The sequence below is a fragment of the Citrobacter enshiensis genome, from assembly GCF_029338175.1.
GTDB classification, from domain to species: Bacteria; Pseudomonadota; Gammaproteobacteria; order Enterobacterales; family Enterobacteriaceae; genus Citrobacter_D; species Citrobacter_D enshiensis.
In genome coordinates, this window is sequence record NZ_CP119862.1 from 4483794 (window position 1) to 4504005 (window position 20212).

The following is a 20212-nucleotide window of genomic DNA, read 5'->3' on the forward strand; positions in this document are numbered from 1 at the left end:
GCCCTGGACTGAAATGAATTAAACTCATTGCAGGCATAGTCTTAAGGAATAATCATGGATATCAGAACGCTGCGTTATTTTGTCGAGGTGGTGCGCCAGCAAAGTTTCACCCGCGCAGCGGAGAAGTTATTTGTCACCCAGCCTACCATCAGCAAAATGCTGAAGAACCTTGAAGATGAACTCAACTGTACGCTGCTGATCCGCGACGGGCGGCGGCTTTTGCTGACCGATACGGGGCGCGTGGTCTTCGAGCGCGGACTGGCGATTCTCGCAGAGTTCCGCCAACTGGAAGCCGAGTTGGGGGATATTAACCACCTCAGCAAAGGCGTGTTGCGCCTCGGCATTCCCCCGATGGTGGGCATGTTAATGGCGGGACCGATTAGCCTGTTTCGCCAGCGCTACCCCGGCGTGGAGCTAAAGATTTCAGAGTTTGGCGGTCTGACGGTGCAGCAGGCGGTGATCAATGGCGAGCTGGATGTCGCCATGACCGCCTTGCCTGTAGAAGAGGAAAGCGGGCTGGCAACGTTACCGCTCTTCAGCCATCCCCTGTGCGTGCTGGTGCCGCGCTCCGGTCAGTGGATGAAGTGCGCATCGATTTCGCCTGAGGCGTTGGCGGAACACCCATTGCTTATCTACAACGAAGATTTTGCGTTGAGCCGCCAGCTGATGCAGCTTTTTCACCAGCATGGCGTGAAACCACGCATTGCCGTGCGCAGCGGGCAGTGGGATTTTCTGGCGGCCATGGTGCAAGCCGGCGTTGGCATTGCCATTTTGCCGGAACCAATTTGTCAGCGTCTGGATAAGAATACGCTGCGCTGGCTCCCGCTGGAGAGCGATTTACGCTGGCAACTGGGGATGATCTGGCGCGAAGGCGTTTACCTGTCGCACAGCGCCCAGGCATGGTTGAAATGTTGCGAAGGGTTTTGGTTAACGCAGGAACAGCGCATTGCCCGGTAAGCGAAACGTCACCGGGCAACACCGACGTTTACTGATTTTCGATCAGCAGCGCTTCCAGCAAATCGAGGTCGTGCAGCAGTTTCTGCAACGTTTCATTGCTGATCTCGCGCGTGGCGCGCAGGTGATACAACTCGGCGCGTTCGGAGCGTAATGCCGCCAGACGGAATCGCCGCTCAAGGTTTTCTTCCTGCATTGAACTTTCGACATCATTACGCCCATCGGCACGACGGCGCAGATTACCAATCACGCGGGAACTGACCTCCGTCAGCAACTGGTTATCGATGTTCTCTTCGCTATCCGCAGCCAGACGCTCTTCCATTTTCTGGATGGCGACAATCGCCACCTCAGCCGTCGCCGCCCGCGCAATCCGTATCTCTTTCTGCTGCTGAGAGTGGTCGGCCACTTCCAGATGTTGCAGCAGGATCGGCAGCATCACCACGCCGACAAACAGCGAGAATAAAATCACCCCTGCGGCCAGAAATATCAGCTCATAGCGCGCTGGAAAGACGCTGCCATCAGGCAGCAGCAGCGGGATAGAAAGCACACCCGCCAGGGTGATCGCCCCACGAACACCGGCAAAAGAGGCAATCAGAATTTCGCGCGTCGTCCAGGAGCCAAACTCCATCGGTTTTTTCTTCAGGAAGCGCTGGCTGAAATTTTTCATCGTCCACAACCAGCCAAATCGGACCAACATCAGCGCCACGTAAATCAGCACAATATCGGTAAACAGCATCCACATTTCAACGTTCGGATCGGCTTCTGCCGCCACCAGCGACGATTCCAGAATGCCCGGCAATTGCAGCCCCAACAACAGGAAGACCATGCCGTTAAACACAAACTCCAGCATCGCCCAGGTACTGTTAGCACGCAGACGCATCGCCAGCGGCGCACGGCGCATAACACCGGAGCGGGTGATGGTCATCCCGGCCGCGACCGCCGCCAGGATGCCGGACACGCCAATATGTTCCGCAATCAGGTAGGAGGCAAACGGCAGCAGGAACAGCAGAACGATTTGCGTTGCCGGTTCATCGCCACCCCAGCGGCTCAGGAATCGCAGGGAGCGGCCATAGAGCCAACTGACCACAAACCCCGCCAGAATCCCGCCAGCCGCCACCTTAAAGAACTCAACCGTTGCGCCGCCGACGGTAAACACCATCGTGCCCATCGCCACGGCCACCGCAAATTTCAACGACACCAGGCCGGACGCGTCATTCATCAACGCTTCACCCTGCAGGATGCCCATAATTTTTTTCGGGATCCGCCCTTCACCCACAATCCCGGAGAGCGCCACTGCATCGGTCGGTGACAGTACCGCAGCCAGCGCAAAGGCCGGTATCAGCGGAATGCCTGGCACCAGCCAGTAAATCATAAAACCAATCCCGACCACCGTGACGATCACTAACGCCAGCGCCAGGCCCAAAATCTCTCGCCCGTGCTCAAGGAATTCGCGGGTCGGCGTCTTCCAGCCATCCGCAAACAGCAGTGGCGGTATAAAGAGTACCAGGAACAGTTCAGGGTCAAATTCCACATGCAAACCAAACGTCGGCCACGCCAGCAACGCGCCAACGGCGATCTGCATCAGGGGGAGAGGGAGTTGAAAGGGCAATACGCGAGTCACTACCCCGGACAGCGAGACCACGAGGGTCATAATGAGTATCGTGAAGAAAATTTCCATGCGATCCCTGTTTGCGATGTTTCTTATGATAAGTAATGAGAGGCGTCGTGCCTCAATTCTATCTTCCTCAGAGTAACGCAAAAGACAACAGGATGTGCTCCGAAAATAAAAACGGGCGGCAAAAGCCACCCGTTTTTAGAGGGTTCGACAGGATTAGATAGCCCAGCCGCCCGCATAGAATGCGACCAGCGCCACCGCGATCACCACCGTACCGATGTTCAGCTTACGCCATTCGCCAGAGACCAGACGACCGATCACCAGCGTCGCAAAACCGATCATAATGCCGGTCACAATGTTGCAGGTCAGAACGATAAACACCGCCGTGACCAAACCGGCCATCGCATCGACAAAATCAGTAAAGTCGATTTTGCCCACGTTGCTCAGCATCAGCAGGCCGACATACATCAGCGCTGGCGCTGTTGCATAGACCGGCACCAGGTAGGAGAGCGGGGAAAGGAACAGGATAAACAGGAACAACACGCCAACGGTAATGGCCGTCAGACCGGTTTTCCCGCCTGCTGCCGTACCGGCTGCTGATTCAATGTACACCGCAGCCGGGGCCGCACCGACCAGCCCGGAGAATACGCTGCTCAGGGAGTCCGTGGTCAGCGCTTTGCCGCCGTCGATAATCTGCCCGTCTTTATCCAGCAGGTTCGCCTGACCGGCGACCGCACGGATCGTGCCTGTGGCATCAAACACCGCCGTCATCACCAACGCCAGTACGCTCGGCAGAACAACAGGGTTCAGCGCCCCCATAATGTCCAGGCTGCCAATCAGCGAGTTACCGTTCTCATCGCTCAGAGAAGGCATGGCAAAAACACCGGAGAAATGCACGTTCGGGTCGAAGATCAGGCCAACAACGGAAATGCCGATGATGGTGAGCAGGATACCGCCAGGCACTTTCAGTTTTTCCAGACCGACAATCACCGCCAGACCAATCAGAGACATGATCACCGGGAAGGAATCAAAGTGACCCAGCGCAACCGGCAGGCCGTCCAGCGGGTTCTTAATGACCAGACCCACGCCGTTCGCGGCAATCAACAGCAGGAACAGGCCGATACCAATCCCTGTACCGTGCGCCACGCCTTGCGGCAGGTTTCGCAGGATCCAACTACGGATACCCGTTGCGGAGATTACCGTAAACAGGACGCCCATCAGGAACACCGCGCCAAGCGCGACCGGTACGCTGATGTGCTGGCCCAGCACCAGACTAAACGCGGTGAAGGCAGTCAGAGAAATCGCACAGCCAATGGCCAGCGGCAGGTTTGCCCACAGGCCCATCACAATCGAACCAACACCCGCCACCAGGCAGGTCGCCACAAATACGGCGGCTGGCGGGAATCCTGCTTTACCCAGCATCCCCGGGACGACGATCACAGAGTAGACCATCGCCAGAAACGTCGTTAATCCGGCAACCACTTCCTGACGGACGGTACTTCCACGGTGTGAAATTTTAAACCAGGCGTCGAGTGAACCGCCGGTACGCGCTGAAGGCGTAGACATAGAAAACATCCCCTGAGAGTTTATTTTTCGTCGATATGCGTGGTGGACAATCCACTGCCAGCGAAACGTCATCTCCATGTGCTACGTTTGCGACAATAGGGGTGTCGCAAAAAAGCAAACGTTTAGCTCCGCGCATAAAAAACGGGTAGTAAAAAAAAGCAAACGATTATCCAGCGATTCTACGGGGGTTTTCAACTGAACTTTGTCCCTTTTTACGCATTTCTTTTTAGAATGGCGAAGAAACAGACAATCGATGCGCAAACGTTATCGTCGCTGCGCAATCTGATAACAATTTTCGCCTGCATTGATTAAAACTCAACCAGTGGGATATTTACTCGCCCGGTATCTCAAAAGATCCCCCCTGATGAATCGCGCGTTGCCAGGCGGGTCGCGTTTCCACCCGTTTTTTCCAGGCGCTGATGTGCGTCAGGTCATCAATTCCGCTTCTGGCGAGCAGTGCAAACAGCGGGAAGCTCATTTGAATGTCCGCCATGCTGATATGATCTCCGGCAAACCAGGGACGTCTCGCCAGATGCGCATCAATATAGCGGGCGTGCGTTTCCAGTTGCGGATTGAGCCAGGCTTTTTGCACCCCTTGTCCCAGCACGCCACCCAGCGTACGCAACCCAAAGGGGACGGGATGTTTGCCGAGGCTAACAAAGACCAACTTCAACAGTAGCAGCGGCATCAGCGAACCTTCGGCATAATGAAGCCAGAACCGGTACTGCCGTTTCTGTTCGCTATCAACAGGTTTAAAGTGTCCTGCGCTGTCATAGGTTTCCTGCAAATACTCAAGTATTGCCCCAGATTCGGCGAGGATGGCGCCGTTGTCTTCAATCACCGGAGACTTACCAAGAGGGTGGATTTTTTTCAGCGCCGGCGGCGCCAGCATCGTCTTTTCACGCTGATAACGAATAATCTGGTAAGGCAGCGATAACTCCTCTAATGCCCACAGTACGCGCTGGGATCGGGACTGATTCAAGTGATGTACTGTCAGCATGGTTGCCTCCTGTTTTTCATTCCAATTAACTATAGAAAATTGTCGAAGATGACGTAAATATTTCGGCTAAAAAAGCGGCATTACACTGGCAAACCTGCGGTCGTGGCATACAATTACAGTATCAACACAGACCGGAACCTCCACCACGTGCTCGACTGAGGGGTGTTGACGTCGGGGGAAACCCTCCCGTGAACCAGCGGGATAGAGTGAAAGACAAAGACCGGAAACAAACTAAAGCGCCCTCCTGTGGCGCTTTAGTTTTGCCCTGTTTTTACGGGAGAGCGCGTTTTCCGTCCTGCAAAAGCGCGTAAATGACAGCCCCGATACACATCCCGCCAGCGGGTCAACATAAACCGTTTAATCATCTTCCAGCAATCGCGCGCCCGTTCCCTGCTCACCCAGCTGATCGCCAGGGTTACGCAATGGGCAGTCGCTACGTGAAAGACAGCCGCAGCCAATACAACCGTCCAGCTCATCACGCAACGCCTCCAGCGTGTGGATGCGTCGGTCCAGTTCCTCACGCCACTGCGATGAAAGCTGCCGCCACTCTTTTACACTCAATGTATGGCCTTCCGGCAGTACGCCCAGCGCCTCGCTAATGGTCGCCAGAGGAATGCCAATTCGCTGAGCAATTTTGATGATCGCCACATAACGCAACACATCGCGTTTATATCGTCGCTGATTGCCGCTATTGCGAATACTGCTGATCAGCCCTTTGCTTTCGTAAAAGTGCAAAGCGGATACCGCCACGCCGCTACGCTTTGCCACCTCGCCCGGCGTCAAAAGGGCTTTAATGCGGGGTAATTTCTTTTCCATAAATCGCTTTACCTCAAGTTAACTTGAGGAATTATACTCGCCCGCAGACAAAACGACGAATTGAACACTGAGAAAGAGGCAGCAATATGTCCCATCAGCAGATTATTCAAACCCTTATTGAATGGATTGATGAACATATCGACCAACCGCTGAACATTGATGTGGTCGCAAAAAAATCAGGTTATTCGAAGTGGTACTTGCAGCGAATGTTCCGAACGGTGATGCGCCAGACGTTGGGCGACTATATTCGCCAGCGTCGACTCCTGCTGGCCGCCGTTGAACTACGAACGACCGAGCGCCCCATTTTTGATATTGCGATGGATCTGGGATATGTGTCGCAACAAACCTTTTCGCGCGTCTTCCGCCGTGAGTTTGATCGCACCCCCAGCGACTACCGCCATAGCCTGTAGCATTACTGCTCGCGCTGCATCATGCTCGCGGGCGGTCGTTGTAACCATTGCATGAACTCTTGCGCCGATAGCGCTTTCGCAAAGTGCCATCCCTGACAATACTGGACGCCGCGCTTAAGCAGCCAGGTGACCTGCTCCGCCGTTTCCACACCTTCCGCAATGGTCTTCAGACGCAGGCTTTGCGCCATCTCAATAATATGTTCCGCGATAAGATGGCTGGTACTGTTGGTGGTCAACGTATCGACAAACGATTTGTCGATCTTCAGAATGTCGACATTCAACGAATACAGGTTGTGCAGGTTCGAATACCCTGTGCCGAAATCATCAATGGCAACTTCATAGCCTGCCTGACGAAACGCCTGAATCACCGGCGTCATTTTGGCTACATCAATAAATCCGCGCTCCGTCACTTCCACTTTAATTTGTTGCGCAAGCATCGAATGCTGGCGTGCTTTATCCGCAATGAACGCAATCAGGCGCGAGGAGTGAAAGTCGGAAGCCGAGAGGTTGATCGATATATACAGCTGGGGATGCCGCGCGAGGAAATGGCCCAAATCATTGAACACCCCTTCTACGACATAATCCGTAATCTGTTCGATCATGCCTTCTTTTTCTGCCAGTTGGATGAACTCCGTGGGGCTCATGACCTGACCTTCGCATCCCGGCCAACGCAACAATGCCTCCGCACCGACGCATTTTTCATTTTTGACATCAATGATCGGCTGGTAATGAACACAGAGTTGACGTTTATCAATCGCACGCTGCAGCAAACGGCGGGGAGAGTGATATTCCTGGCGGGTACGCCACCACATCAATAGCAGAATAATGCTACAGATAATGCCTAACGGCAGTGTCAGCGTGGCCTGGTGATACAGGTTCTGGTAAAAACGATCGCTTGAAGTCGAAACAATAACCGCAATCGGGCGTTTTGCGGAACGCACAATAGTGTAGAAACGATTGTCTTCCTGAAAAATTAATTTATCGCGACGTATCAGCGGCAGTAATTGTGCAACATTGGCCCACTCGCTGACCGAGAAAAATGATTCGGTGACCGTATCGTACACTCCCCAGGCCAGAGACTGATCGTCAGACATCACTTCGCTGTAAGATAACGGATTTATCACCGCCACATAGTTTCCCCTTTGCATATACGTCATTTTATAGCCTGCAAAAAAAGGGGTATCACGATAGTAATAAATAGCGGTATCTGGTTTTCGTTGATAATCGGCGGAGGGAATAATATAAGGGCTGGCGGGCGCCATAACGGTCGAACATAAGAAATGTTCGCCCTGAGCATAAATTAGCTCGCTAATATACAGGCGGCTACGAATAATATTCAGCATGCGTTGCTGATGCGCGGAAGTGCACGCTTTGCCATGATACTGTTCTGCTGCATCACGCGCTAAATCAGCCTGTAAGATCACCAGCTCTGTTTTATCTAACGCCAGCTGTGCAAAAGAGTGAAGCTGGTTATGCGTTTCTGATACCGCGCGTCCCTGAGCGAACCATAGCGCCAGCATCACGGGGAGCAATGCCACCATAATTGTTCCGAGGAACTTCAGCATCTTGCTGCGCGCACTACGATTCATTTCAGCCCTATTTCCCTGCAGTATATGTGCCCGTCATCATCAAGGCTGGATGTTCTGGCTCAATAATTCGAGTTGCAGGACCAGGCGTAGTGACACGGCACGTAAAAGCGAACCCAGGCACTAACAAAACGCAATGACCGGGGTGAACGAATGCAGCCGTAGCACATGCAACTTGAAGCACGTCGAGTCTATAACAAACAGGTGATTAAATTGCATGAATCTATCAACATTAGCAACAGACTTTTCTTAGTAAAGGTCTGATATTGACGGATGAAGATAATATTTTCCCGTAAGACAAACTTAAAGTTACGCTTATTTTTATTAAGGAATACGCACCCCGACAAGGATTCGGATTTGTCTTAAAAAATAACAAGCGTGTTTTTAAAAATTTCGTTAATTTTTCTGAATGGTTAATTTTACTGAAAATATAAAAGAGTAATAAAGATACATCTTTATTTTCCAACGCTTGCCGCTAAATAATTTGAGTAACCGCGCATACAACCTGAAGCATGACCACCAGAAAGCCTCTTCTCGCCATTTACCACACATTTATTATGGTTATAAAACAGACAAAAAAGGGCGCTTTACGCTAGCGGACAAATAACTCAATGTGATATAGTTCACAAAAATAATGAAACAGAAACGACGTTTCATTAAGTCTTGTTCTCAAAGCCCGCCGATAGCCAGAGTGCACCACGTCTCCCGTGAACAGCACCGTGCTGTCCAGGGCAGCAGCTACTCTCAGAGGATTTGTTTCATGGCAACCATCACCACTGGCGTGGTTCTTCTTCGCTGGCAATTGCTGAGCGCCGTGCTCATGTTTTTAGCCAGCACGCTGAATATTCAGTTTCGTAAATCAGACGCGATTGGGCTGTCAGTCATCAGTAGCGCTCTTGGCGTGGTCTCCGCCTGTTGGTTTGCAACCGGTCTGCTCGGTATTACTCTGGTGGATATCTCGGCCATCTGGAGCAATATCGAATCGGTGATGGTGGAGGTGATGAGCCATACGCCACCCGAGTGGCCGATGGTGTTAGTCTGACGTTGAGAAGAGCCTCCTCCGTGGAGGCTTTTTATTAGGCAATAAAAAACCCCCTGTCTCGACAGGGGGTTGCAGAAAACACGTTACCGTATTAACCCATACTTATCAGAACGGGATGTCGTCATCGAAATCCATCGGCGGTTCGTTAGACGGTGCTGGTGCAGACTGCTGCGGACGAGACTGCGCGCCGCCGCTGAACTGATTGCCACCCTGAGGCTGTTGAGGCTGACCCCAACCACCCTGCTGCTGACCGCCTGCCGGAGCACCGCCGCCCTGACGGCCACCCAGCATCTGCATGGTGCCACCCACGTTAACCACCACTTCCGTCGTGTATTTTTCTACGCCGGACTGATCGGTCCATTTACGGGTGCGCAGCTGACCTTCAATATAGACCTGAGAACCTTTACGCAGGTATTCGCTGGCCACTTCCGCCAGTTTGCCAAACAGCACAACACGGTGCCATTCGGTCTGCTCTTTCATCTCACCGGTCGCTTTATCACGCCAGGATTCGGAAGTAGCCAGCGTAATGTTGGCAACTGCGCCACCATTCGGCATATAGCGTACTTCCGGGTCCTGGCCCAGATTACCGACGAGAATCACCTTGTTTACGCCTCTGCTGGCCATGATCGTGTCTCCTGAAAAACGTTCTTAATAAGTGTAAGCGCGGGATTGTAGCATTTCCAATAGCGCTTTTACTACGTTGCGAGGTCGATTCCAGTCAACAACCTCAGCCAGACATTGTTGCACAGACACCTGCGTTTTGCATTCCAATACTGGATATCCACTCAGGCTTTATTGTGTCATAATTAACCGTTTGTAGTCACCGGTGGCTCCATGCGACCGGGCAAAAAGCGTTTAATCCGGGAAAGGTGAATGGATAAGATCGAAGTTCGGGGCGCCCGCACCCATAATCTCAAAAACATCAACCTCGTCATCCCCCGCGACAAATTAATTGTCGTGACCGGGCTTTCGGGTTCTGGCAAATCCTCGCTCGCTTTCGACACCTTGTATGCCGAGGGGCAGCGTCGTTACGTTGAATCCCTTTCCGCGTATGCGCGTCAGTTTCTGTCGCTAATGGAAAAGCCGGACGTCGACCATATTGAGGGGCTGTCGCCTGCCATCTCAATTGAACAGAAATCGACCTCCCACAACCCGCGCTCTACGGTCGGGACAATTACCGAAATCCACGACTACCTGCGTCTGTTGTTCGCCCGCGTCGGTGAGCCGCGCTGCCCGGACCACGATGTTCCGCTGGCGGCCCAGACCGTCAGCCAGATGGTGGATAACGTGCTGTCGCAGCCAGAAGGAAAGCGCCTGATGCTGCTGGCGCCGGTGATCAAAGAGCGTAAAGGCGAACACACCAAAACGCTGGAGAATCTGGCAAGCCAGGGCTACATCCGCGCCCGTATTGACGGCGAAGTGTGCGATCTCTCCGACCCGCCAAAGCTGGAACTGCAAAAGAAACATACCATTGAGGTGGTGATCGACCGCTTCAAAGTGCGCGACGATCTGTCCCAACGTCTGGCCGAATCCTTTGAAACGGCGCTGGATCTTTCCGGCGGTACGGCGGTGGTGGCCGACATGGACGACCCAAAAGCGGAAGAGCTGCTCTTCTCCGCCAACTTCGCCTGTCCGATTTGCGGCTACAGTATGCGTGAACTGGAACCCCGGTTGTTTTCATTCAACAACCCGGCGGGCGCCTGTCCGACCTGCGACGGCCTTGGCGTACAACAGTATTTCGACCCCGACCGGGTGATCCAGAATCCTGAGCTGTCGCTGGCGGGCGGTGCTATCCGCGGTTGGGACCGTCGTAACTTCTATTACTTCCAGATGCTGAAGTCGCTGGCTGAGCACTACAAGTTCGACGTGGATGCGCCGTGGGCCAGCCTGAGCGCGAACGTTCACAAAGTCGTGCTGTACGGTTCGGGTAAAGAGAACATTGAATTTAAGTACATGAACGATCGCGGCGATACCTCAGTGCGTCGCCATCCGTTCGAAGGCGTGCTGCACAATATGGAGCGACGTTATAAAGAGACGGAATCCAGTGCGGTACGCGAAGAGCTGGCGAAGTTCATCAGCAATCGTCCGTGCACCAGTTGCGAAGGTACGCGCCTGCGTCGTGAAGCACGCCATGTGTTTGTTGAAAATACGCCGCTGCCTGCGATTTCCGACATGAGCATCGGCCATGCGATGGACTTCTTCAACAACCTCAAACTCGCCGGTCAGCGTGCGAAAATCGCAGAGAAAATCCTTAAAGAGATCGGCGATCGCCTCAAGTTCCTCGTCAACGTCGGCCTGAATTACCTGACGCTTTCCCGTTCTGCGGAGACGCTCTCCGGCGGCGAAGCGCAGCGTATCCGTTTGGCCAGCCAGATTGGCGCGGGGTTAGTCGGCGTGATGTACGTGCTGGATGAGCCGTCGATTGGTTTGCATCAGCGTGACAACGAACGTCTGCTGGGGACGCTTGTCCATCTGCGTAATCTTGGTAACACCGTTATCGTCGTAGAACACGACGAAGATGCGATTCGCGCCGCTGACCATGTGATCGATATCGGTCCTGGCGCTGGCGTTCATGGTGGTCAGGTGGTCGCAGAAGGCACCCTCGACGATATCATGGCGGTTCCGGAATCCCTCACCGGCCAGTACATGAGCGGCAAACGCAAGATTGAAGTGCCCAAACAACGCGTTGCGGCGGATCCGGAGAAAGTGCTGCGACTGACGGGCGCGCGAGGCAACAACCTGAAAGACGTGACGCTGACGCTGCCCGTGGGCCTGTTTACCTGCATTACCGGCGTTTCCGGTTCCGGTAAATCCACCTTGATTAACGACACGTTGTTCCCGATTGCGCAAACGCAGTTGAATGGCGCCACGCTTGCTGAACCCGCACCGTATCGTGATATTCAGGGTCTTGAACATTTTGATAAGGTCATCGACATCGACCAAAGTCCGATTGGCCGTACACCGCGCTCCAACCCGGCGACCTATACCGGCGTGTTTACCCCCGTACGTGAACTGTTTGCCGGTGTGCCGGAATCACGCTCGCGCGGGTATACGCCAGGACGCTTTAGCTTTAACGTGCGTGGCGGACGCTGCGAAGCCTGTCAGGGCGATGGCGTGATCAAAGTCGAAATGCACTTCCTGCCGGATATCTATGTGCCGTGCGATCAGTGCAAAGGCAAACGCTACAACCGCGAAACGCTGGAGATTAAGTACAAAGGCAAGACCATCCACGAAGTGCTGGATATGACCATCGAAGAAGCACGCGAGTTTTTTGATGCCGTTCCGGCGCTGGCGCGTAAGTTGCAAACCCTGATGGATGTCGGTCTGACCTACATTCGTCTCGGTCAGTCGGCAACGACGCTCTCCGGTGGTGAAGCGCAACGCGTGAAACTGGCGCGCGAGTTATCCAAACGCGGTACCGGGCAGACGCTCTATATTCTGGATGAGCCAACAACCGGTCTGCACTTTGCGGATATTCAGCAGTTGCTGGACGTGCTGCATCAGTTGCGCGATCAGGGCAACACCATTGTGGTGATTGAGCACAACCTTGACGTGATTAAGACGGCGGACTGGATTGTCGATTTAGGCCCGGAAGGCGGCAGCGGCGGCGGGGAAATTCTCGTTTCCGGTACGCCAGAAACCGTTGCAGAGTGCGAAGCCTCACACACTGCCCGTTTCCTCAAACCGATGCTGTAGTCGTACAAATGCCGCTTCCTGGGATGTCAGGAAGCGGCACTCATCGCCCCGAAGTTCAGTGTTATATCAACTGTTTACGTTTCTCGTCGGGTAGCGTGTTCACTGCCTGCTGATAAGAGGCGTCAACCAGGTAATAGATCTGCGAATCCGGCAGAGAGCCGTCCAGATATACCGTGCTCCAGTGCGCTTTGTTCAGATGTCGACTGGGACGCACGTCGCTGTGTTGCTGGCGCAACAACTCTGCCAGTTCAGGGCTGGTTTTCAGAGAGACTGCAGGACGTTCTTCCACCTCTTTCACCATCGCGAAGAGGACATCTTCCACTTTAATTTGTGTGGCCTTCCAGTCGCTGTGCACGCTCTGCTCTGCGCCTGTTTTTGCCATGCAATATTGCAGTAACTCCGAATTGGTCATCTTTATTCCCCTTACACGCATGCCGCCCACTGAGAACATCTTTTATTCAGTGTGCAGCAAGTCAGCGAAAGGTAAAAGTGAACAGCTCAATTTTGTTTAAAAAAACAGCAATCAGGCAAGTGCAACGCGCCCCCGCTGTTTTAATATTCTGAGTTGACGATCACTTCTTCACCAAACGCACCCGCCTGCGGCAACGGTTTGTAGGTTGAGTTAGAGGCACGCAGAATACGAACACCACGAATCCCCACGTCGCGAGCGGCGGAGATATCGTTATCCGAATCTCCGTAGAACATCAGGATATTTTTACTCTGTAACCACTGTGTTTTCGTGTTCTGGCCTGATTTATCACCCGCGAAAATCACCGGATTCATCGCCGTTGCCGGAATATGGAAGTTATCGGCCAGCGTTTTGGAGACGGTTTCAGTTTTCGTCTGGCTGCGTCCGGTAACAAAGAAGATGCTGTCGCCGCGGCGAACGTGCATATCAATGAGATGACGCGCGACCTCTTTCGGAATGCTGAACTCATCCCAGCCATTATTCATCTTCTCCCAGAATGCCGGATTCTTCAGGTAATCCTCACTGTCCGGAGACCAGGTTTTTTTGCCGCGCCAGAAACCTGGGCTGGAAAACAGCACGGTGTCATCAATATCAAATCCGACGGCCATCGGGGGGCGCCCTGTCAGACTGTTTTCAATCTGTGCAACAGAGACCCAGTGAATGGGGGCTTGCTCTGCGAGCTTAGCGACATTGGTTCCGGGGTTTAACGGAGAAGGAGAAGAGGCCAGAGCTTCGGCGGGACCGTTTAGTGTGAACAATAAGCAAACGGCGCTCAATGCCAACGTTATCTTGCGCATATTTTTCCCTAAATAGTCATCTAGTTATGATTATAAAATTGAGCCTGCGCTCAATAAAACTCTCTGACCATAACCCCGGAGGGGGGTTAATGGAAGAATTATCTCCGGTTTTGTTATAGAAAAAGAGCATGATCACATCCGCCCCTTAATTTATGTTACTGAATGTAATAATTCTCGATATAACAACCTGTGTGATAAACCACACAAGACCTGATGTATTCTGCTCACTTACTCACACAATGGTACTATTTCATTTCTCATCATCACTGCGTAAGGAATATACTCGTCGCATTTATCATTACACATCCATGGATACTGAATGAGAACACCATGCTCTTTTATTATAAAAAATAGGTGGCGCTTTCACATCACAAGTATTTTTCTCCTGCTATTAATGCTGACTATCTCTATATTATTTTTGCATATGCGTTTTATGACATTAGTCGGCACTGATAAAATGCGTTTAGAGATGTACAAGTCAACATTATATTCAACGATAGATCAATACTATATTTTGCCTTATATGCTATCGATGGATAATGTAATAAAACAATCTATGGAGCAACCGGGCGATAATGTTTCCGAGAAACTGAATAAGCATGTTGAATTTTTCAACACACAATTAAAAACAGCTGCGATATTTATTCTTGATGCGCAAGGAAAAACAATTGCTTCCAGTAACTGGAAAGAACCCGGAAGCTATGTGGGTCAGGACTATAGCTATCGTCCCTACTATAAACAAGCGATGATGGGACTGAACGGCAGATTCTATGGTATCGGCAGCACCACGAACACCCCGGGATTCTTCCTGTCTACCGGTATCAAGCATGAGGGAAAAATCGTTGGCGTCGTGGTCGTTAAAATCAGCCTTAATGACATTGAAAACGTATGGGCAGAAGGTCCTGAAAACATTATCGTGAGTGATGAACACAGCATTATATTTTTAAGTTCAAAGTCACAATGGCGAATGAGAACCTTAGAACCATTACCGTCTCAAATAAAAGAAAAATTACAATTAACACGACAATACAGTTTAAATAACCTTTTACCTGCCGATTATTACCCATGTTTTACATTTAATAATTTTCTTTTTTTAAAAGAAAAAGCAAATCAATTTTGTTTATTACCGCGTTTTTATACTCAGCAAATTTCCATTCCAGAGTTTAACTGGAAAATGACGATCATTGTGCCATTAGATAATTTCTACTGGACATGGGTAATTTCACTGACCATCACCCTCATTTTGTATTTACTGGTACTGGTTATCATCAAATACTGGCGCATGCGCTCGCATGCTCAACAGTTATTAACACAGGCAAACGAAACGCTTGAGATGCAGGTTAAAGAACGTACTTATGCCCTTGAGTCCATGAACCAAAAACTGCTTCAGGAGATGAAAGAACGCAGCCAGGCAGAGCACATTATTCAGCTAACGCGCAGCGAACTGGCCGAATCCAACAAGCTTGCCGCCTTAGGCCAGATGGCAACAGAAATCGCCCATGAGCAAAACCAACCGCTGGCCGCGATCCATGCCCTGACGGACAACGCCCGCACGATGCTGGCGAAAAAGATGTATTCACAGACAGACCAGAATCTCAAATACATCATTTCCGTTGTCGAACGAATGACCCAGTTAATGTCGGAGCTAAAAACCTTCGCCTCCCGCCATCGGGTGCCAAAAGGTTCTGCGGATGTAATTAAAGTGATGTACAGCGCGGTCGCGCTGCTGAATCACAGCATGGAAAAAAATAATCTTGAACGCCGGATTAAAGCACCGTCCAGCCCCCTCTTCGTCGGTTGTGATGAATTGGGTCTTGAGCAGATCTTTAGTAATTTGATAACCAATGCGCTGGACGCAATGGAGGATCAGCAACGTAAACGTCTGGATATATCAATTTATAAGGAAGATCATAAAGTTATCATCACACTGAAAGATAATGGCTGCGGATTTTCACCCCAAATTATTGAGCGAATATTTGAAGCGTTTTTCACCACTAAACGTCGAGGTATTGGGCTCGGTCTCGCTATTGTCAGCGAAATAGTCAGAAACTCAAATGGAACAATCCACGCCAGTAATCATCCGGAAGGTGGTGCGATGGTTACTTTATCATGGCCAGAATGGAGAGAAGACAATGGTAAATAATGCAAGCGAGATTACCATTATTTATATTGAAGACAGCGATGATGTGCGCTTTGCCTGTGAGCAAACGCTGACCCTCGCAGGTTATCGAGTGATATCTTGTTCTAATGCTGAGCAGAGTTTACCCGTCATTGAGAGTCAAACGAATATTATTGTACTCACGGACGTCAGGCTTCCCGGCATATCCGGTTTAGAATTATTAAGTCGTATTATTGAAATCGATGCCAAAATTCCCGTCATTTTAATCACCGGCCATGGCGATGTTGAAATGGCCGTTGAAGCCATGCGTAATGGCGCCTGCGATTTTATCGAAAAACCCTGTAGCTCCGATAAATTGCTCAACATTATTGCAAAGGCGGTGGAAAAACGCCGACTGGTATTAGAGAACAAGCAATTACTCACCCGCCTGCAACAAGAAAATGGTCCGATTCTGATAGGCCGTAGTCCGCAAATGCAGCAGCTGCGGAAAATGATCATGAATGTCGCTGATACGGATGCCGACGTGCTTATTTACGGCGAAACAGGCTGCGGCAAAGAAGTTGTCGCCCGCATGTTGCACCACTGGAGCACCCGCCATAAAGGTCAGTTTGTCGCATTAAACTGTGCAGGATTACCTGAAACCCTTTTTGAGAGTGAAATTTTCGGTCATGAGCCCGGCGCTTTTACCGGCGCGCTGAAAAAACGGATTGGAAAAATAGAACACGCTAACGGTGGCACACTCTTTCTGGATGAAATTGAAGGCATGCCGCCTGGTATGCAGGTGAAACTTTTACGTGTATTGCAGGAAAGAACGATTGAGCGACTCGGCGCCAACCAGTTAATTCCGGTGAACTGCCGCGTTATTGCCGCGACGAAAGAAGATCTGCTGCGCCAGAGTGAAGAAAATCATTTCCGCGCCGACCTTTATTACCGTCTGAATGTGGTGAGTCTGAGTATTCCCCCTCTGCGCCAGCGCCGGGAAGATATTCCGGAGCTTTTTTACTGGTTCGCCAGTCAGGCCGCGCAAAAATACAATCGCCCCCTGCCCGATATTTCGCCCATGCTGCTTGCCTGGCTGCAATCACAAAGTTGGCCAGGCAATGTGCGGGAACTTAAACACAATGCCGAGCGCTTTGTATTAGGACTCCTGGCCCAGCACCAGTCAGTGCCGATGACCCAGCAAGAAGAACGTGGTCTGACCGCCTGTATTGATGCGTTTGAGAAAAAACTCATTGAGGATATGCTGCGACAAACAGAAGGTCAGGTCAGTTTGACTGCGCGGCTACTGCAACTGCCGCGCAAGACGTTATATGACAAACTGAATAAGCACCAGATCCAGCCCCAGCTCTACCGGCTGGATTCAACCAGCTAGCGCAGGTGTCTGGGGATGCAGACCCAAATCAATGCCTTTGCGGGCGTAGTGTTCCACGACCCATGACCAGAACTCTGCCGGGATCGCGATCGTTTTGCTATTGCGTTCCCGTGTTTCGGCCTCCGGCATTCCTGGATAAATGACCGGCCGGCCCCCCGGCTGCGGCCGGGTTGCCAGCAGGTAGTCGGCAAAAAACTGTCCTTTCGCCTCCGCCTGATCGCTGAATTTTGCGGGATCAATGACCAATGCGAAGAGATGGTTATGCGCGGATCCATCGGCCTGATGATCTTCTGCGATCGTATCCCCACCGGACAAGATCCCCGCCATCATTTCAATCATCAACGCCAGACCAAAGCCTTTATGTTCGCCAAACGGCAACAGCGCACCCGATGGCGAGGTAAACAGCACCCCCGGATCGGTGCTGGGATTGCCTTGCGCATCAATCACCTGCCCCGGCGCTGCCTGCTTACCCTCGACAGACATCACCCGCGCTTTGTTCAACGCCATACTGCTGGTCGCAAAATCAACCAGCATCGGCGGCCTGCCATCGTTAAACGGCCAGGCAAAACAGAACGGATTGGTCGTCATGCGGGCCTGCGCTCCCCCCCAGGGAGCGACCAGCGCCGGTCTTCCGGTAACATTGCTCATCGCCAGCATCGCCAGCCCTTTATCGCTCGCCATCTGACCGAAGTGTCCCATACGCCCTAAATGGTGCGCGTGGCACAAGGTGAGCAGGCAAAAACCATGCTCTTTTGCTCGCTCAATGGCTGCATTCATCGCCACTTTTGCCGCATGCTGGCCAAAACCATTATGGGCATGGTAACGCAGCAGATGGCCTTCGCTGACCAGCGCTTCCGGTCGGGCATTGGGTGTTACGTCGCCTCTGGCGATGTTCTCAAGATATTTGGGCAATAGTGTGACGCCGTGGCTGGGAAAACCATAACGTTCGGCCTCAATCATGTGTTCAGCGACATCCTGGGCGATATCCGCATCGCAGCCGTTCAACTCCAGTAATCCCGCCGTTAACCAACGGACTTTTTCCAGTGCAATTTGCAGTGACATGGCGTATCTCCTTACATCAGACCCAGAAATTTCCACCAGGTGGCGGCAAAAAACAGCAGTAGCAAATAGCCAATCACCGAGAGCCAAATCCCCACGCGGGTGAACTGGCGCGGCGAGAAGGTATCGGTCCCCAGACACACCATGTTTTGCGGCGCATTAATCGGCAAAATAAAACCAAAACTGACGCTAAAGGCCAACAGAATGGTCATACCGATCGGGTTAACACCCAACTCCGGCGGCAGACTGCTCAACAGGCTGATCAGAATCGGCAGCAGCGCGGCAGTTAACGCGGTGGCGCTGGCGAATCCAAGGTGGATGACAATCAGGAACGCGGCGAGAATGGCGAAGATCGCCAGCGGAGGTAACGCATCCAGACCAAAACCTTGCACGACGTAATTCGCCATCCAGGATGCCGCCTGAGTATCAAGCAGCGTAGAACCGAGGCTGATCCCGATACCAAACATCAGCAACGTCCCCCACTGCACGCGCTTCTCAACTTCTTTCCACTGCATCACACCAATGCCCGGCATCAGCATGACTGCCAGCCCTGCCAGCGTCACGGAGGTCGTGTCGATACTGTGCAGCTTTCCGCCAGTCGACCAGAACACCAGCAACAACAACGAGATAGCAATCAGGCGTTTTTCTTTGCCTGTCGTTGGCCCCAATTCCACCAGCGCTTTTTTAATCGCATCGCTGCCTCCTTCTACCGCTTCCGTTTCCGGCGGCAGCAGTTTTCGGGCCAGGAAGTAGAGGATCACTGACATCGCCAGGCTCCAGGGGGCGCCCGCTAACAGCCAGTCGAGCCAGCTGATCGAATGGCCAGCACCAAAGGTTTTATTGATAAATCCAATAGAAAGCAGGTTCTGCGCGGCGGAAGTCTGGATCCCCACGTTCCAGATACTGGTCGCCTGAGCGATAACGATCATCATGGATGCCGCAAGGCGGGAGTGTTTATCGACCTTAAATGCCGCAATGACCCCCATCATAATCGGCACTACACAGGCAGTACGGGCCGTGGCGCTGGGAACCACCAGGCTTAATACGATGGTCACGACAATCGCGCCAATAATAATGCTCCGGCTACTGGCGCCTATTTTTGACATGGTAAATAACGCGATCCGCTTATCCAGACCGGTTATTGTCATTGCCGCCGCAATAAACATCGCCGCAGCGACCAGGGCGAGCGCAGAGTTAGAAAACCCTGAAAGCGTCATTTTCAGGGCTTTCTCTGTTCCCAGAATAGTGTCCGGATGGTTCATATCCGGCGCAAAGCCAACCATGAAAATAATCAACGCCGAAATCACAATTGCGCTGGCGGTATAATCCATCGCTTCGCTTATCCAGACAATGATCGCAAAAACTAAAATCGCAATCATATGTTGCCCGGCGACCGGTAATGAGTCGCCTAGCGGCAGGAACATAATAATAAGACCGGCAATAATGGCGAGCAATAAACCGGGGTTAGGGATGATGCTACGCTTTTGCGCAACATTATTAGGGACTGATGACATAATCACCTCAATGTAAATGATAAAAGACCTGTTTCTCTAATGCAGGTGTTATGCCATCTTTTAAAAACACACTAACATTCTGTTATATAACGATTTTAATAAAAGCCATCATCAATAAAATGCGTGAATTTCCGCACAGGTAAAAAAAGGTGAATATAAAACCGCACACATAAAAAAGGGGGCTTATCGCCCCCTGT

Annotated in this window: 16 protein-coding genes; 6 read left to right on the top strand and 10 right to left on the bottom strand. The window is 51.8% G+C overall.

The features are described 5' to 3' along the window. Positions 1-54 precede the first annotated feature (54 nt). On the top strand, positions 55-957 hold the full coding sequence (locus P2W74_RS21370; RefSeq protein ID WP_276293141.1) for a LysR family transcriptional regulator: 903 nt from the start codon (positions 55-57) through the stop codon (positions 955-957). A gap of 28 nt (positions 958-985) precedes the next feature. Here the strand turns inward: P2W74_RS21370 and P2W74_RS21375 are convergent, their stop codons facing one another. From P2W74_RS21375 to soxR, 4 genes are all read right to left on the bottom strand, one after another. Then, positions 986-2632 (bottom strand): Na+/H+ antiporter, encoded by a 1647-nt coding sequence (locus tag P2W74_RS21375; RefSeq protein ID WP_162381805.1) that lies wholly within the window; start codon positions 2630-2632, stop codon positions 986-988. Between the two features lie 153 nt (positions 2633-2785). Beyond that, a complete protein-coding gene (gene ghxP / locus P2W74_RS21380) occupies positions 2786-4135 on the bottom strand; it encodes a guanine/hypoxanthine transporter GhxP (protein ID WP_276293142.1) in 1350 nt (449 codons plus the stop codon). 331 nt (positions 4136-4466) lie between these two features. Next, positions 4467-5135: a glutathione S-transferase family protein gene (locus P2W74_RS21385; protein WP_276293143.1), complete on the bottom strand. Its 669-nt coding sequence runs from the start codon at positions 5133-5135 to the stop codon at positions 4467-4469. Between the two features lie 357 nt (positions 5136-5492). Further along, positions 5493-5951: a redox-sensitive transcriptional activator SoxR gene (gene soxR, locus P2W74_RS21390; RefSeq protein ID WP_203359279.1), complete on the bottom strand. Its 459-nt coding sequence runs from the start codon at positions 5949-5951 to the stop codon at positions 5493-5495. 86 nt (positions 5952-6037) lie between these two features. Between soxR and soxS the strand changes: the two genes are divergently transcribed. Then, on the top strand, positions 6038-6361 hold the full coding sequence (gene soxS / locus P2W74_RS21395; protein WP_162381798.1) for a superoxide response transcriptional regulator SoxS: 324 nt from the start codon (positions 6038-6040) through the stop codon (positions 6359-6361). A 2-nt stretch (positions 6362-6363) separates the two neighbouring features. On the opposite strand, the gene P2W74_RS21400 is transcribed toward soxS, so the two are convergent. After that, on the bottom strand, positions 6364-7950 hold the full coding sequence (locus tag P2W74_RS21400; protein ID WP_276293144.1) for an EAL domain-containing protein: 1587 nt from the start codon (positions 7948-7950) through the stop codon (positions 6364-6366). A 757-nt stretch (positions 7951-8707) separates the two neighbouring features. On the opposite strand from P2W74_RS21400, the gene P2W74_RS21405 reads away from it, so the two are divergent. Then, entirely contained in the window at positions 8708-8989 is a 282-nt protein-coding gene (locus P2W74_RS21405; protein WP_192613759.1) for a YjcB family protein, read from the top strand. A 105-nt stretch (positions 8990-9094) separates the two neighbouring features. Here the strand turns inward: P2W74_RS21405 and ssb1 are convergent, their stop codons facing one another. Continuing rightward, positions 9095-9613, bottom strand: coding sequence for a single-stranded DNA-binding protein SSB1 (gene ssb1 / locus P2W74_RS21410; RefSeq protein WP_276293145.1), 519 nt, complete (start codon positions 9611-9613; stop codon positions 9095-9097). A gap of 249 nt (positions 9614-9862) precedes the next feature. On the opposite strand from ssb1, the gene uvrA reads away from it, so the two are divergent. Continuing rightward, positions 9863-12685 carry an excinuclease ABC subunit UvrA gene (gene uvrA / locus P2W74_RS21415; RefSeq protein WP_276293146.1) on the top strand — a complete coding sequence of 941 codons (2823 nt, stop codon included), beginning with the start codon at positions 9863-9865 and terminating at the stop codon, positions 12683-12685. A gap of 61 nt (positions 12686-12746) precedes the next feature. Here uvrA and P2W74_RS21420 read toward each other — a convergent pair whose 3' ends face one another. Continuing rightward, positions 12747-13097, bottom strand: a complete 351-nt coding sequence (locus tag P2W74_RS21420) for an MmcQ/YjbR family DNA-binding protein (protein WP_192613762.1) — start codon at positions 13095-13097, stop codon at positions 12747-12749. 140 nt (positions 13098-13237) lie between these two features. After that, the gene (gene aphA / locus P2W74_RS21425) at positions 13238-13951 is read right to left on the bottom strand and encodes an acid phosphatase AphA (RefSeq protein ID WP_276293147.1); all 714 of its coding nucleotides are present in this window, start codon (positions 13949-13951) and stop codon (positions 13238-13240) included. 394 nt (positions 13952-14345) lie between these two features. Here aphA and P2W74_RS21430 point away from each other — a divergent pair, with 394 nt between their 5' ends. Together P2W74_RS21430 and P2W74_RS21435 are read left to right on the top strand one after the other, a co-directional pair. Beyond that, positions 14346-16094 (top strand): ATP-binding protein, encoded by a 1749-nt coding sequence (locus P2W74_RS21430; RefSeq protein ID WP_412767248.1) that lies wholly within the window; start codon positions 14346-14348, stop codon positions 16092-16094. Continuing rightward, positions 16084-17442, top strand: a complete 1359-nt coding sequence (locus P2W74_RS21435; protein ID WP_276293149.1) for a sigma-54-dependent transcriptional regulator — start codon at positions 16084-16086, stop codon at positions 17440-17442. Before P2W74_RS21430 ends, P2W74_RS21435 begins: the two co-directional genes overlap by 11 nt. On the opposite strand, the gene P2W74_RS21440 is transcribed toward P2W74_RS21435, so the two are convergent. Then, on the bottom strand, positions 17431-18504 hold the full coding sequence (locus P2W74_RS21440; protein WP_276293150.1) for an Ldh family oxidoreductase: 1074 nt from the start codon (positions 18502-18504) through the stop codon (positions 17431-17433). The two genes, P2W74_RS21435 and P2W74_RS21440, sit on opposite strands and share 12 nt — an antisense overlap. Positions 18505-18515: 11 nt before the next feature. Further along, entirely contained in the window at positions 18516-20015 is a 1500-nt protein-coding gene (locus P2W74_RS21445; protein ID WP_203359286.1) for a DASS family sodium-coupled anion symporter, read from the bottom strand. Between the last annotated feature and the right edge of the window lie 197 nt (positions 20016-20212).